Here is a 13561-nt window from a genome sequence, read left to right as displayed (position 1 = left end):
ATGCAATATTATTGTTCTTTATATCCTAACGGTTAAATTTGAACCCTGATCTCGCGCACAGACTTTATAATTGATACCACTGCGCTGACATCTGTGACGATAATGTGAGCCATATATGTCTTTAATCCTATTATTGACCCAACAGATGTCGCTGTACTTAGTGATCGTTTACTTAGTCAGTAAAACGCCGCTGTTTAAACTGTTTGCCGAAACCTCACCGCGTCTGCCACATAAGATTTTTATGTATCTGATTTTTTCAAGTTTCTGCATCATGGCCACCTATTTTGGTGAGCAAACATCAGGCGCGATTGCCAACACCCGTGCTATGGGCGCTGTCTTAGGTGGATTACTAGGCGGACCGATTACCGGTTTTCTAGTTGGACTGACTGGCGGACTGCATCGCTACAGTATGGGCGGCTTTACGGAAATAGCCTGCGCCATTTCCACCACCTTAGAAGGCTTATCCGCTGGGATGATAAGCTTCTACTTAAGACGTGCGGGTAAAAGTGAGCTTATCTACAATCCATTACTCGTTTGCCTAGTGACTTTTTATGCCGAAATGATGCAAATGAGCATCATCTTACTGGTCGCCCGCCCCTTCGATGATGCGTGGGAGTTAGTGCGTCAAATCGCGCCGCCCATGTTGTTAGTCAATTCCGTGGGAGCGGCACTCTTTATGAGCATGATCCGCGACCAAAAAACTATGTTCGATAAACTTTCCTCCAGTTTTTCAACTAAAGCATTAAAGATAGCCGAACGCAGTGTCGGACTCCTATCCAAAGGATTTAACGAAGAAAGCAGCAGCCGTGTCGCCAAAATCGTCATAGAAGAAACCAATGTAGGCGCAGTAGCCATCACTGACAGGGAAAAACTGTTGGCTTTTATTGGCATAGGTGCCGATCATCATCTGCCTGGCACGCTGATTTCATCTAAGATCACCTTAGAGGCGATTAATCAAAATAAAGTCATGTTCGCAGATGGCGTTGAAATGCCTTACTCATGTTCTATTTCAAGTAATTGTCGTTTAGGTTCGAGTCTGGTAATCCCACTGCGCAGTGATACCGAAGTCATTGGCACCATTAAACTCTACGAGCCGAAAAATAAACTTTTTTTGAATATTAACCGCACCTTAGGTGAAGGTATTGCCCGTCTGTTATCAAACCAAATTCTTTATGGCCGATTTGAGCAACAACAAAATCTGCTAACTCAAGCCGAATTGAAATTACTGCAAGCGCAGGTTAATCCACACTTTCTATTCAATGCACTTAACACCATTAGCGCGATTATCAAGCGCGATCCCGATATGTCTAAGCAATTGCTGCAGCAGTTATCTCAATTTTTACGGATTAATTTAAAGCGAACGACAGGCTTAGTGACACTTGGGGATGAGCTAGATCACATCGCGTCCTATCTCACCATTGAAAAAGCGCGTTTTATTGATAAATTACAAGTCAGTATCGCGATACCTGAATCACTCTACCACTGCAAAGTACCGGCCTTTACCCTGCAGCCGATTATTGAGAATGCCGTAAAGCACGGCACTTCGCACATGATAGAGCAAGGGCAGATCAAAGTGACGGGCAAGCTTGAAAATCATGTGTTGGAATTAGAAGTCACAGACAATGCCGGATTATATCAGCCCGTTGAGGGCTCTGAAGGCCTAGGGATGAACTTAGTGCATAAACGCATTCAAAATATTTTTGGCGAACAATATGGTGTTACTGTGGAATGCGAAGCCGATGAATTGACTCGTGTCACCATAAGATTACCTATAGAAAACCCTGAGATATCCAATATGGACACCCGCACGTGATCACTTGTTTAATTGTTGATGATGAACTGTTTGCTCGTGAAGAATTAGCCGATCTTTTGGGGCAAGAACACGACATTGAAATTGTTGGTCAATGCGCTAATGCCATCGAGGCGTTGCAAAGCATAGCCAAAGAAAAACCTCAGTTAATTTTTCTCGATATCCAAATGCCGCGCATTTCGGGCATGGAACTTATCGCTATGCTCGACCCCGATAACATGCCAAAAATTGTGTTTGTTACCGCTTACGACGAATTTGCCGTCAAGGCCTTCGATAACCATGCCTTCGATTATTTGCTTAAACCGATAGATGCCGAGAGACTCAGTAAAACCCTCACTCGGGTGCGTAAAAATCTGACGCCTCAAATTATGGATCCCATTACCCCAAAGCGTCTGGAACATATTCCCTGTTACAGCGGCAATAAACTCAAGGTGATTGCAATCCAAGATGTGGAATATGTGTTCAGTGATTTGAGCGGCATCCATGTGGCCAGTACGAAAGGCAAAGTCCATACCCAATTGACCTTAAAAGTGTTTGAAGAAAAAACCCCACTGGTGCGCTGCCATCGGCAGTATTTGATTTCACCTAAGGCGATTGCCGAAATTGAGCTGTTAGACACGGGCGCCGAAGTCACCACCCACTCAGGGGATAAAGTGCCCGTCTCACGGCGTTATCTTAAGAGCCTTAAACAGCTGTTCGGCTTCCAATAACTCAAGCAAAAAGCCATCTTAGCGGGTATTTTTAGTCACAAGATGGCCAACAACACCCGTCGTTAACATACGATTGCAACCACTCAAGCCCACCTATTACCGCTCACCCTGCATTTTCGACCACTCATTGAGATTGCGAAGTTTTATATCAACAACTTGTTTACACTCGCCAGAACTCAAATGGGGAGATAACAAAAATGATGTGGTTCCTACTCTGTGTCGGTCTGCTGATCGGCGGCTACTTTATCTATGGCGCCTTTGTCGAGAAAGTCTTCGGCATTAACGCTAATCGTCAAACACCCGCTTTCGCTCAAACTGATGGCGTCGACTTTGTGCCTATGTCTAAAGGCAAAGTCTATTTAATTCAATTATTGAACATCGCAGGCGTAGGCCCAATCTTTGGTCCTATCTTAGGTGCACTCTATGGTCCTGCGGCCATGTTGTGGATTGTGGTTGGCTGTATCTTTGCGGGCGCAGTGCATGACTACTTCTCTGGCATGTTGTCAGTGCGCAACGGCGGCCAATCTGTGCCAAACCTTGCGGGTAAATATTTAGGAAAGAGTGCCAAACACTTCATGAACGTGTTTGCTATCGTGCTGTTATTGCTGGTTGGTGTGGTCTTTATCTCTGCGCCTGCAGGTTTACTGGGCAAGCTTACCGGTTGGGACGTCAGTATCTTCGTCGGCATTATCTTCGTCTACTACCTGATCGCAACTGTGGTGCCAGTCGATAAAATTATCGGTCGTCTGTACCCCTTCTTTGGCGCTTTACTGTTCTTCATGTCGTTCGGTCTGGCTTTCGCGATTATCCTATCAAGCGAGCACACCTTACTGCCTAACGTACAAGCGGGCGATTTCTTCCAAAACTTAAATCCAAATGACATGCCACTTTGGCCTGCGCTATTCATCACCATCGCCTGTGGCGCGGTATCAGGTTTCCATGCAACGCAATCACCATTAATGGCACGCTGCGTTGAAAACGAAACCAATGGTCGCTTCGTCTTCTTCGGCGCCATGATTGGCGAAGGCATTATTGCGCTGCTTTGGTGTGCGATTGCATTGTCATACTTCGGCGGTGTTGAAGGCTTAAGTGCGGGCATGTCAGGCAACCCTGCCAACGTGGTCTATGAGGCTTCTACTGGTCTGTTAGGCGCTGTCGGTGGCTTTATGGCTATCCTAGGTGTGATTATCCTGCCGATTACTTCAGGTGATACTGCTTTCCGCTCTGCGCGTTTGATTCTGGCTGAATTTTTCAACATGCCACAAATCTCACTGCCAAAACGCTTAGTGTTAGCTCTCCCACTGTTTGTTATCGGCGGTATGTTGACTCAAGTGGATTTTGGTGTCATTTGGCGCTACTTCGGTGTGGCAAACCAAACCACCGCGGTATTAATGCTGTGGACGGCTTCGGCTTACCTGTTACGCCATAACAAACTGCATTGGATTGCGACTATTCCAGCGATGTTTATGACCACAGTGGTCATCACCTTCCTGCTGAACTCGTCAACCTTAGGTGCAGGCTTACCTATGACGGTATCAACCATAGCGGGCGTGGTCACCACCTTAGTGATTACAGCGCTGTTGATTGTTAAAACCAAAGGTAAAGGTGAGATTGACTTACCAGTAGAAACTGAGCTTAAAGAAATAGTCAAAGACTAACAAAATAGTCCAAATGACCAAGCTAAAACAGGCGCTTTATTGCGCCTGTTTTGCTCATACTGCTCCATCAATAACTGCAGACTCTGGTGTGAGCGAGCAAGGTATTCAGGCTTGACTCGATACCATTGCACACTGTATCAGGCATACAAAACTGTTATACTCACGCCATAGCACACTGCAACATGCATAATATGAATCAATCGAATAACCCGCTCCACGGCATTAAACTGGAAACGATCATCACTTACTTAGTCGAGAAATACGGCTGGGAAGAATTAGGTGAGAGAATTAATATCCGCTGTTTTACTCACGATCCCAGCATCAAATCCAGTTTACGTTTTTTAAGAAAAACAGAGTGGGCGCGGGATAAAGTCGAATATCTTTATTTAAGAGCCAACAAATTACCGTTACCGCCACCTAAAGCCGAAGCGAGCCAAGCCGCTAAAAAGCCTGCGGCAAAAATCGCGACTAAAAAGCCAACTCAAACCGCTCCCGAAAAGCCGGCTAAAAGCGATAAACCCAGCTCAGATGGCACAGTAAATAGCCATATTTGGGGCAATAATTAATCCTCGCCTCTGCTGCCATAAAACGTAAACAGCCCTAGCATAAGGGCTGTACTATCGTGATTAACCTGCTGTGAATCAATTTTCACTAACCTATTTGTACTCACCTACAGCCTTAATCTATTTGTGCTAATCTATTGGCGGCTAATAGCGCTAACAAATAGTTTGTGAACCAATAGCTTGTACTCTTTTTAGCTGAGCAACCAAAATTGACTTCAGTTTTCAAATCGATGGCCGATACTGATTGTGATAGTGACTTGAGTATCAACGCAGTTTGCATCAATGGAGTGTTAAATGAACATTAATGGAATAAACAGTAGCGCAACTAGCTCAGCTTTCACCGCCATATCAAGCGCATATATCGCAGCGACGCCAACCGCAACACAAACAGCAAATAGTGAGCCCTCTGACTCACAAGATAGCCAAGACACTGTCTCCATTTCTAATGCGGGCCGCGCAGCTTTATCCGCAGATGTGGGCGCAACCTTAAGAGACAAAGCCTCAGCCAAAAAGAATGAAGTCGACAATGCCTCATCAGAAGAACCCATGACGTTAATTGATCAGCAGATCCAAAAAATAAAAGAGCAAATCAAGGCACTCCAAGAAATGTTGGCCAAGCTTGAAAATGATGACTCAGAGACCGCAGATCAGCAACGTAAGATGATCCAAGAACAAATAATGCAGCTGAGTAGTCAGATAGCAACCTTGACTGAGAAGAAGATGCGCGAAGCCCAAAAAAAGGAATCGGCTTAAATTAAGCGGTGATAATACTGTGCTAAGTTAACCCATGTTCACAACATCGACATGTTCAAGCGGTTTATATATTCAAGCCGTCTAGTTGACCCTACTTAGATGGGAAAGCTGAACATCAAACGCCAAATGTTCAATCCATCACCACGGCGATAGCTGAATCCAATACGATCAACACCCAGCAATTCGCCCCCAAGGGGCTTAGAAAACGCGAGGGAAAAACCAGCCTCATAACTGCCTGAAACTATGGTATCTTGCTCTATCTCGCTGATAAATCTGAGCTCATTGAAATACCAATAACCCACAGCAAAGATCCTTGGTTGCACCTGCAGATCCCACCATTGCCAGCGCGGCGCTAATCCTAAATCAACGCCAGTTTGTAACACCGCAAATTGATCGGCAAACTTGCCATAGTGCTCACTGTACCCAGCGAAACGTAATCTCGACACCCATACCGCATCTTGCCCAGCTAGGGTGAAATCATACAAGCTACTGATCCCTGAGGCGATAATGGCAACGTTATCGTTTTTATCGAAGTTAGTACCAAAACCGATATCTAAATACCCTTCCATTCGAGTGTTTTCGCTCGCCTGCCAGTGATGCTCAAAACCTGGGGTAATGGTCATAGTGCCTATCGACGACGGTAACTCGCCTTCAGTGATATCTTTGGCTAAATAATCAAAAAAGCCAAAGGAGATAGGTAAACGTAACCAAGTCTGGCTTCCGCTATCTTTCTTTAAATCAAAACTTAACGGAATACTGACCACGGTCGCATTTTGGTTAGCGGCGCGATACACACCAGTGCCGAGATAACTGCCAAAGGCATAAACAGAATTGGGATTACTGCTCGACTCAATCGGATTGCTGCCATTGGCATTACTGCTAGGCACGTGACTGATAGAAACAGGATCGACAGGCAAACCAGCATCATTCGCTTGAGACGCAGATGTAAGTGTCGCAGGTGTAAACGTATTGGCGGGGGATGCACTATTGGCGAAAACGGCAGGAACAATGCTCAGAAATACTAAGCAAGTTAACGACAAACATAATGGCAACCGACTGAAAAAATGGCTCAATTGACTTAAACCTTACTCATTTCTGACTCAATCGGTCGACCCATCATAAATACAAAGCTACTTATTTTCATCCATAAAATGATATTCAGACATCATGTGTCCAAGCTCAGTGGATTTGGTTTTTAAGTAGGCTTCGTTGTAACGATTCTTACCAACTTGCAGCGGTACGCGCTCAACCACTTCGATGCCAAACTCCTTCATTGCTTTCACTTTACGAGGGTTATTGGTCATCAAACGCACATGCTTCACGCCTATCTGTTCCAGCATAGGTTTGATCATGTCGTATTTACGCATATCGGCTTCGAAGCCCAGTTGCTCGTTGGCTTCAACTGTGTTGGCACCTTTATCTTGCAGCTCGTAGGCGCGGATTTTATTCAACAAACCAATGCCACGGCCTTCTTGGCGCAAATAGAGGATAAAGCCACTGCCCGTTTCCGCAATATTTTGCATCGCCGCTTGTAACTGAAAACCACAGTCACAACGCAAGCTAAATAACGCATCGCCAGTTAAACACTCGGAATGAATTCGACCCAACACAGGTTCATCCGCACTGAGCGTACCGAATGTGAGCGCAACATGCTCTTTGCCTGATTCTGTATCTTCAAAACCATGCATGGCAAACACGCCCCAAGGAGTGGGTAACTTTGACGTCGCGACATATTTTATCGACATACTTAACCTTAACGACAACTCTCATTCCATGAGACGAATAAGATCCCTAGAAACAAACGAGGATTAGGCACTTAGCCAACTAAGCGCACTATTCTAAAGTGTTTTTGAACAATCAAGAAATACTTTAGTGTTTTAATCAACTAAACCAAACATGAATGTCATTTTCGATGGGCAGCACGAAGGAATGGATTAAAACGAAGCTGTGCTTAAAGTACTAGGCGCACCAACACGCGATCGACACTCGATCCCGTGTCAGTGACAGCCTAACCCACATTAAAATTTTGCGGGCGCGTATCCAGTGACTTCCTTTAGCCCCATTTCACGGCCGATAGCCGTCATAGGGTGGATCACCACAAGACCTTTGACAGACTTTTTCAGTTTGCCCATGTCCGCTTGTTCATCTTTAGTCAAAGCGCGATGGAAAGACAAACCTTTGATATCTGAACCTTGCTTATTCAATAAGCGGGTTTGTTGGCCTTTCACACTGCCAATTTGCTTAGTGACTGCAGCGATTTCGCGCTTGAACTGGGCAATAATGACGTCATCGCCTCTTTGTTCAGCCGCAGCAAGTTTACGACGAAATTTATCTAATTTATCGTTAAGCTGCTGCAGTTCTTGCTTTAAATTCATTCTGTTACCTTAAATTACCTAAGTTAGCCACAGTAAAATCTTAGCCTGATTATGCTAGCGTCTGTGTCAAGGCCTGAGATTATAGCAGCAAGTTACAGATCCTCGTTACCGCTTTTATAACAAACGAATGATCTGATTGCTGCTACCGCGAAATACGAGACTTGGATCGGCAAGACTTTGTTCAAATTTGCCATCCACCAGCACATCAATATAGGCCAACACGGCGCGCTGTTCATCACTCAACTCATCGATCACATAACCCGTCCACAGCCAAATATCTTTCCCCTTACACTCTGCCTTGACTCGTTTGACGAGCGCCAAAATGGCACTGAGATTGACGGGCAATAAAGGATCGCCCCCCGAGAGCGACAAACCACGGCGTACAATCCGCTTGTCATTGAGATCGGCAATCATCCTATCTTCCATCGTTCTATCAAAAACATGCCCAGAACGGGGATCCCAAGTACTTTGATTGTAACAACCACGGCACTGGTGCTCGCAGCCAGAGACAAACAAGGTCGCACGGGTACCAGGGCCATTGACCACATCGATAGGGAAATATTGATGGTAATTCATTGATAGTACTTCATAGTGCATTTCATCTTTTAACATTGGGACTTATCCCATGCCACGATTTATGCCACGTGATGCCACGGAATAAGTCTAACAAGCAGGATAAAATATTAGTGTTACAAGTGTTTGATCCTACGTTTTACTTCTTCCTGTTTACCATAATTAAAGGGCCGCGCATCTGGGCTGCCTAAGTAACCGCAGACTCGGCGCGTCACTGACACCCGACTTGGCTCATGGTTGCCGCACTTAGGGCAAGTGAACCCTTTACTGGTACAGCTAAATTCGCCAGTAAAGCCACAGTCGTAGCATTCATCAATTGGCGTGTTAGTGCCATAGTAAGGCACGCGGCTATAACTATAATCCCACACATTTTCCAGCGCTTCGAGGTTATGCTGCATGTTGGGATATTCGCCATAACAAATAAAGCCGCCGTTCGCGATTGCGGGATATGGCTGTTCAAAATCAATTTTATCGTAGGGGTTAACGCTTTTTTCCACATCAAGGTGGAAACTATTAGTGTAATAGCCCTTGTCTGTCACGCCTGTGACTAGGCCAAATTGCTTCGCATCCAGTTTACAAAAACGGCTGCAGAGACTCTCACTTGGCGTGCTATACAGACTAAAGCCATAACCTGTTTCAGCCTTCCACGCATCCGTGGCGGCTTTAAGATAGGCAACAATAGCGACGGCTTTGTCCCTTAATTGTGCATCGTCAAATACATGGGTTTGGGTGCCATAGAGTGCATTCATGGTTTCATGCAGGCCAATGTAACCGAGTGAAATCGAAGCGCGACCATTTTTAAAAATTTGAGATACATCATCATCGGCGCGCAAGCGCACACCACAGGCGCCTTCCATATAGAGGATTGGTGCCACGCGGGCTTTGACGCCATTGAGTCGCTCAATGCGGGTATCCAGCGCTTTACGAGCTAAGACTAATCTGTCATCTAAAATACGATAAAATTCAGCGTCATCACCCTTGGCTTCTAAAGCAATCCGCGGCAAGTTTAAGCTCACTACCCCGAGATTATTGCGCCCTTCATGCACGAGCTCGCCATTTTCCTCATAGGTGCCTAAAAAGCTGCGGCAACCCATTGGGGTTTTAAATGATCCAGTGACTTTCTCGACTTGCTCGTAATTGAGAATATCGGGATACATGCGCATAGTCGCGCACTTGAGCGCCATCTGTTTGACATCATAATTGCAATCGCCAGCTTTGTGATTAATGCCATCGCGAATCGCAAACACTAACTTAGGAAAAACTGCCGTCTTGCGATTTTTACCTAATCCCGCCATCCGTACTTTAAGCATAGATTGCTGAATTAAGCGGGATTCCCACGAGGTACCTAAACCAAAGCCAAAGGTCACGAACGGTGTTTGGCCATTTGCAGTGTGTAAGGTATTAACCTCATATTCCAAAGACTGAAATGCATCGTGACATTCTTTTTCAGTTTGCGCCGTGGCAAAAGCTTTGGCGTCGGTGATCTTCCAATTCAAGGCGATTTGGTAGTGCTTGTCGTAGCTCTTAGCGACAAATGGCGCCAACACTTCGTCGATACGATTGATGGTCGTGCCGCCATAAATATGGCTCGCCACTTGGGCAATGATCTGTGCGGTGACGGCTGTCGCCGTTGAAATAGACTTAGGGGTTTCGATTTCGGCATTGCCCATTTTAAAGCCATGGGTCAACATGCCAGCCAAATCAATCAGCATGCAGTTAAACATCGGGAAAAATGGCGAGTAATCTAAGTCGTGGTAGTGGATCTCCCCCGCTTCATGGGCAGCAACCACATCCTTTGGCAAAATATGACTCTTGGCATAATGTTTGGCGACTATGCCCGCGAGTAAATCTCGCTGAGTTGGGATAACTTTCGAATCTTTATTGGCATTTTCATTGAGTAACGCCGCATTACTTTGCTCGACTAAACCACGGATTTCGAGGTTTAATTTACTGGTCGCTTCACGGCACACATCTCGGTCGTGACGGTATTCGATATAAACCCGCGCCAAGGACTTATACGGCCCTTCCATCAGTAAATTCTCAACCGCATCCTGCAGATGATGGATATCGACTTCGGTTAAGGTCGCAACGCTTTGACTGATACACGCTGCCACTGTCGCTGCATAGTCGCCATCCTCTATTCCAACTGAGTTTGCAGCGGCATTCACTGCATCCCGTATCCTTGTTTCATCAAAAGGTGTGCGGCAACCATCACGCTTAATTACGACTGGCATTGTTCAGTTCCTCTCCATCTCGCCTAAAAATTAACACTACATCTAGTGATTTTAAAAGCATAAAACACAATATGTAGAGCATTAGGCTACAACGATGGTTAGGCGTCCATGATCCAGATCATAGTTTTTAGGATGAAATAAAAGAACAAACCAGAACTGCAGCTAGGCCCAATTATCTGAAAATTGCGCCTTGACCTGCTGATTAAACCCAGCTAGTTGATGCCTGAAATCAGTGATGATCAAACACCATAACTCAAGATTAACGCTTAGCGAGTGCGAGATAACTACTGAGTTGGCCCGATGCCGACTGATGCGAGCCCATAGACGAAGCGAGTTGCATCATAGATTTAAGCCCCTGCCATTGCTGTTTTTGGGCATCTGTTAGCGGTGGCTCGGAATTCAGATAATCCGTTAATTGGCCAAGGACTTTGGTGGCTTTTTGGGCAAGCACCGGCGACTGAGCATCATCCATATTGGTCAAAACGTTTTTCGCATCGACCAAGGTATTGATCAGGGGGTCATTCGGTGATTTTTTGGCTAATGATTTGAGCTCATCATCTAAGAAATCTTGCAGCGACTGCTTACTCGGCGTGGTTGTGCTCGGAACTGTAATACCGTTTTTTGATAAACGGTCGAGTTGCACGTCCGATAAAATGCCGTCTTTTTGTAAACGTGACACTAATGCAGGAATATCGGCGACACCAAATTTGCCATCGGCAAAAAAATCCTTCGCCATCGACTGAATTTTCTGTGCACGTTGCGCCCGTGGCGACAGCGCTATCTCATCGGCTTTACCAGTGTCGGGTTTAGCGGCATCCGTCTGAGTTTTCTTGGTCTCAGTGGTCGCATCGGTTTTAGCCGTACTCGTCTTTTGGCTATTGGCACCATAGGCATCGGCGATACTGGTACTGCTGCGATTAAGATTGAAGGCATTTAAAATAGAATTCATCGTCAAAAATTCGGCGTCTAAGACTCAATGACGGTTTTAAAGCAAAAACTAAGCCAATCAAGTATTAATCTGTGCAGAGCCTGAATTCTCGGGTAGCGAACAGCACCAGTAGCTTTATCTCTAGGAATGTAAATCTTCAATAAGGGCAAGACATTGCCGCCTCAGTAAATCGAGTGCCTCGGCGTCCATCTGCACTTTATTTAGCAAAGTTTGTTTCAAGGCTAGGGCTTCATGCTTAATCGCCTCTCCCTGAGCCGTCAGAGTGATCAATTTTTTCCGCTCATCTACAACGCAGGCCAAACGCGTGATCAAGCCTTTTACCTCTAACCGCTTAACAATAGGCGTTAGCGTCCCCATATCGAGCTTAGTCGCCGCCGATAGCTGGGTTTGACTGCAGCCATTTTGACGCCACAGGGTTTGCATCACCAGATATTGAGGAAAAGTTAACTCGTATGCCTCGAGTAAAGGCCGATAAGCGCGCACTAAGGCATTGCTCGCAGAATATAACGCGAAGCACACATTATCAGATAAACACAGTGCATCCTTTGGCTCGGGATTCTGTACCTCTGTGTTATGTGGCCCTGGGTTCTGCGGCTCTGGGTTTTGACTCTGCTCTGTAGATCCGAGCTCTGGGTGAGATAAACAATTTTGCACGTTTAAGCGCCTGTCATTCAAACATAGCGCTATCTTATCCGATCCGCCCCATCGCATCTAGTTTGCGCGCAAAGTATTTGCATTGTGTCATGAAGCCACGTACAGTTGACGCAGTTAGTTTGTGCACAAACAAAAGGTTAATTTTCTATGAATAGCACTATTACTGAAACCCGTGAAATCCATTTAGCCAGTCGCCCTGAAGGCATGCCTACGGCTGAGAATTTTGCTTTAGTAAATCAATCCTTAGCACCGCTCGCCGATGGCCAAGTGTTGATTAAAAACCTGTGGATGTCGGTCGACCCTTATATGCGCGGCCGCATGGTAGATCGTAAGAGTTATGTTCCGCCCTTCGCCTTAAATCAAGTCTTAGAAGGCGGCGCGATTGGTGAAGTTATCGCGTCTAAAAACAGTGATTTCCCAGTAGGCACTAAAGTCAGCAGCATGTTAGGTTGGCGCGAGCACGCTGTCACCGACACGGCTGGACTGACCGCTCTGCCGCAAACCGAATTAGACAGTTCACATTTCCTCGGCGTGCTGGGTATGCCCGGCATGACAGCGTGGACGGGACTCACTCGCATCACAGATTTAAAAGCGGGTGAAACCCTGTTTGTTTCTGCCGCATCAGGCGCCGTCGGCAGTGTTGCTTGCCAGATTGGTAAACTGATGGGTGCTCGCGTAATCGCCTCAGTGGGTTCAGACGAAAAAGCGGAATTGCTGCGAAGCTATGGTGTTGATGCCATCATTAATTACAAAACCTGTGGCAATCTCACCCAAGCGCTCACAAAAGCCGCGCCAGAAGGGATTGATGTGTACTTTGAAAACGTCGGTGGCGAGCATTTAGCCGCAGCGCTGAGCAATATGAAAGATCATGGTCGTATCGCCGTTTGCGGTATGATTTCGCAGTATAACGACACAGCGCCAACACCTGGTCCAGACAACTTGGCCCTGATAGTGATGCGTAAACTTAAGTTAGAAGGTTTTATCGTATCCGAACATTGGGCGCATTATCCTGAGTTTGCCGTGAAAATGGCTCAATGGTTAGCTGAAGGTAAAGTCAAAGCTGAACAAACCATTTATCAAGGGCTTGAACAAGCACCTGATGCCTTTATCGGTCTGTTTGAAGGTAAGAATCGCGGTAAAATGTTGGTGAAATTAGCGTAACTCGCCATCAAAGCGACATAAATGTTCAGTTTTAGATAGCAAGACTCAGTTTTAGATAGGAAAAAAGTCGGTATAACGCGAGTTGTACCGACTTTTTCTATTTGATAGTCAACTGTTTATC

13 protein-coding genes are annotated in these 13561 nt (G+C 45.8%); 6 read left to right on the top strand and 7 right to left on the bottom strand.

Going from position 1 to position 13561, the window contains the following annotated elements:
- Nucleotides 1-115: 115 nt before the first annotated feature.
- The 5 genes from BM607_RS02885 (at nt 116) to BM607_RS02865 (ending at nt 5494) form a co-directional block, all read left to right on the top strand.
- Nucleotides 116-1813, top strand: coding sequence for a sensor histidine kinase (locus BM607_RS02885; RefSeq protein ID WP_071938972.1), 1698 nt, complete (start codon nt 116-118; stop codon nt 1811-1813).
- Entirely contained in the window at nt 1810-2520 is a 711-nt protein-coding gene (gene btsR / locus BM607_RS02880; RefSeq protein WP_006081188.1) for a two-component system response regulator BtsR, read from the top strand. Before BM607_RS02885 ends, btsR begins: the two co-directional genes overlap by 4 nt.
- 197 nt (nt 2521-2717) lie before the next feature.
- On the top strand, nt 2718-4178 hold the full coding sequence (locus tag BM607_RS02875; RefSeq protein ID WP_071938973.1) for a carbon starvation protein A: 1461 nt from the start codon (nt 2718-2720) through the stop codon (nt 4176-4178).
- Between the two features lie 182 nt (nt 4179-4360).
- The gene (locus BM607_RS02870; protein ID WP_011846505.1) at nt 4361-4744 is read left to right on the top strand and encodes a VF530 family protein; all 384 of its coding nucleotides are present in this window, start codon (nt 4361-4363) and stop codon (nt 4742-4744) included.
- Nucleotides 4745-5035: 291 nt separating this feature from the next.
- A complete protein-coding gene (locus BM607_RS02865) occupies nt 5036-5494 on the top strand; it encodes a FlxA-like family protein (protein ID WP_071938974.1) in 459 nt (152 codons plus the stop codon).
- A gap of 95 nt (nt 5495-5589) precedes the next feature.
- Here the strand turns inward: BM607_RS02865 and BM607_RS02860 are convergent, their stop codons facing one another.
- The 7 genes from BM607_RS02860 to BM607_RS02830 all read right to left on the bottom strand — a co-directional run bounded on the left by BM607_RS02860 (nt 5590) and on the right by BM607_RS02830 (nt 12279).
- Nucleotides 5590-6567 (bottom strand): hypothetical protein, encoded by a 978-nt coding sequence (locus BM607_RS02860; RefSeq protein WP_071938975.1) that lies wholly within the window; start codon nt 6565-6567, stop codon nt 5590-5592.
- A gap of 57 nt (nt 6568-6624) precedes the next feature.
- Nucleotides 6625-7239, bottom strand: coding sequence for a GTP cyclohydrolase II (ribA, locus tag BM607_RS02855; protein WP_006087423.1), 615 nt, complete (start codon nt 7237-7239; stop codon nt 6625-6627).
- A 273-nt stretch (nt 7240-7512) separates the two neighbouring features.
- Entirely contained in the window at nt 7513-7869 is a 357-nt protein-coding gene (locus BM607_RS02850) for a YibL family ribosome-associated protein (protein ID WP_006081182.1), read from the bottom strand.
- 114 nt (nt 7870-7983) lie between these two features.
- Entirely contained in the window at nt 7984-8445 is a 462-nt protein-coding gene (nrdG, locus tag BM607_RS02845; protein ID WP_071939283.1) for an anaerobic ribonucleoside-triphosphate reductase-activating protein, read from the bottom strand.
- Nucleotides 8446-8558: 113 nt separating this feature from the next.
- A complete protein-coding gene (nrdD, locus tag BM607_RS02840) occupies nt 8559-10676 on the bottom strand; it encodes an anaerobic ribonucleoside-triphosphate reductase (RefSeq protein ID WP_087486467.1) in 2118 nt (705 codons plus the stop codon).
- 259 nt (nt 10677-10935) lie between these two features.
- Entirely contained in the window at nt 10936-11625 is a 690-nt protein-coding gene (locus BM607_RS02835) for a hypothetical protein (protein ID WP_071938976.1), read from the bottom strand.
- Nucleotides 11626-11745: 120 nt separating this feature from the next.
- Nucleotides 11746-12279 carry a MarR family transcriptional regulator gene (locus BM607_RS02830; protein ID WP_071938977.1) on the bottom strand — a complete coding sequence of 178 codons (534 nt, stop codon included), beginning with the start codon at nt 12277-12279 and terminating at the stop codon, nt 11746-11748.
- 147 nt (nt 12280-12426) lie between these two features.
- Between BM607_RS02830 and BM607_RS02825 the strand changes: the two genes are divergently transcribed.
- Nucleotides 12427-13440 carry an NADP-dependent oxidoreductase gene (locus BM607_RS02825; protein WP_011846498.1) on the top strand — a complete coding sequence of 338 codons (1014 nt, stop codon included), beginning with the start codon at nt 12427-12429 and terminating at the stop codon, nt 13438-13440.
- Nucleotides 13441-13561: the final 121 nt, after the last annotated feature.

It is taken from the genome of Shewanella sp. SACH, assembly GCF_001887095.2.
Lineage (GTDB): Bacteria > Pseudomonadota > Gammaproteobacteria > Enterobacterales > Shewanellaceae > Shewanella > Shewanella baltica.
Note: the sequence above shows the minus strand (reverse complement) of the source record. Positions and strands in the feature narration are given on the sequence as shown.

Excerpts from the sequence above, each read along its gene's own strand:
- BM607_RS02885 (WP_071938972.1), top strand. The coding sequence starts at position 116 with ATGTCTTTAATCCTATTATTGACCCAACAGATGTCGCTGTACTTAGTG.
- BM607_RS02875 (WP_071938973.1), top strand. The coding sequence starts at position 2,718 with ATGATGTGGTTCCTACTCTGTGTCGGTCTGCTGATCGGCGGCTACTTT.
- BM607_RS02870 (WP_011846505.1), top strand. The coding sequence starts at position 4,361 with ATGCATAATATGAATCAATCGAATAACCCGCTCCACGGCATTAAACTG.
- BM607_RS02865 (WP_071938974.1), top strand. The coding sequence starts at position 5,036 with ATGAACATTAATGGAATAAACAGTAGCGCAACTAGCTCAGCTTTCACC.
- ribA (WP_006087423.1), bottom strand. The coding sequence starts at position 7,239 with ATGTCGATAAAATATGTCGCGACGTCAAAGTTACCCACTCCTTGGGGC.
- BM607_RS02850 (WP_006081182.1), bottom strand. The coding sequence starts at position 7,869 with ATGAATTTAAAGCAAGAACTGCAGCAGCTTAACGATAAATTAGATAAA.
- nrdG (WP_071939283.1), bottom strand. The coding sequence starts at position 8,445 with ATGAATTACCATCAATATTTCCCTATCGATGTGGTCAATGGCCCTGGT.
- nrdD (WP_087486467.1), bottom strand. The coding sequence starts at position 10,676 with ATGCCAGTCGTAATTAAGCGTGATGGTTGCCGCACACCTTTTGATGAA.
- BM607_RS02835 (WP_071938976.1), bottom strand. The coding sequence starts at position 11,625 with ATGAATTCTATTTTAAATGCCTTCAATCTTAATCGCAGCAGTACCAGT.
- BM607_RS02825 (WP_011846498.1), top strand. The coding sequence starts at position 12,427 with ATGAATAGCACTATTACTGAAACCCGTGAAATCCATTTAGCCAGTCGC.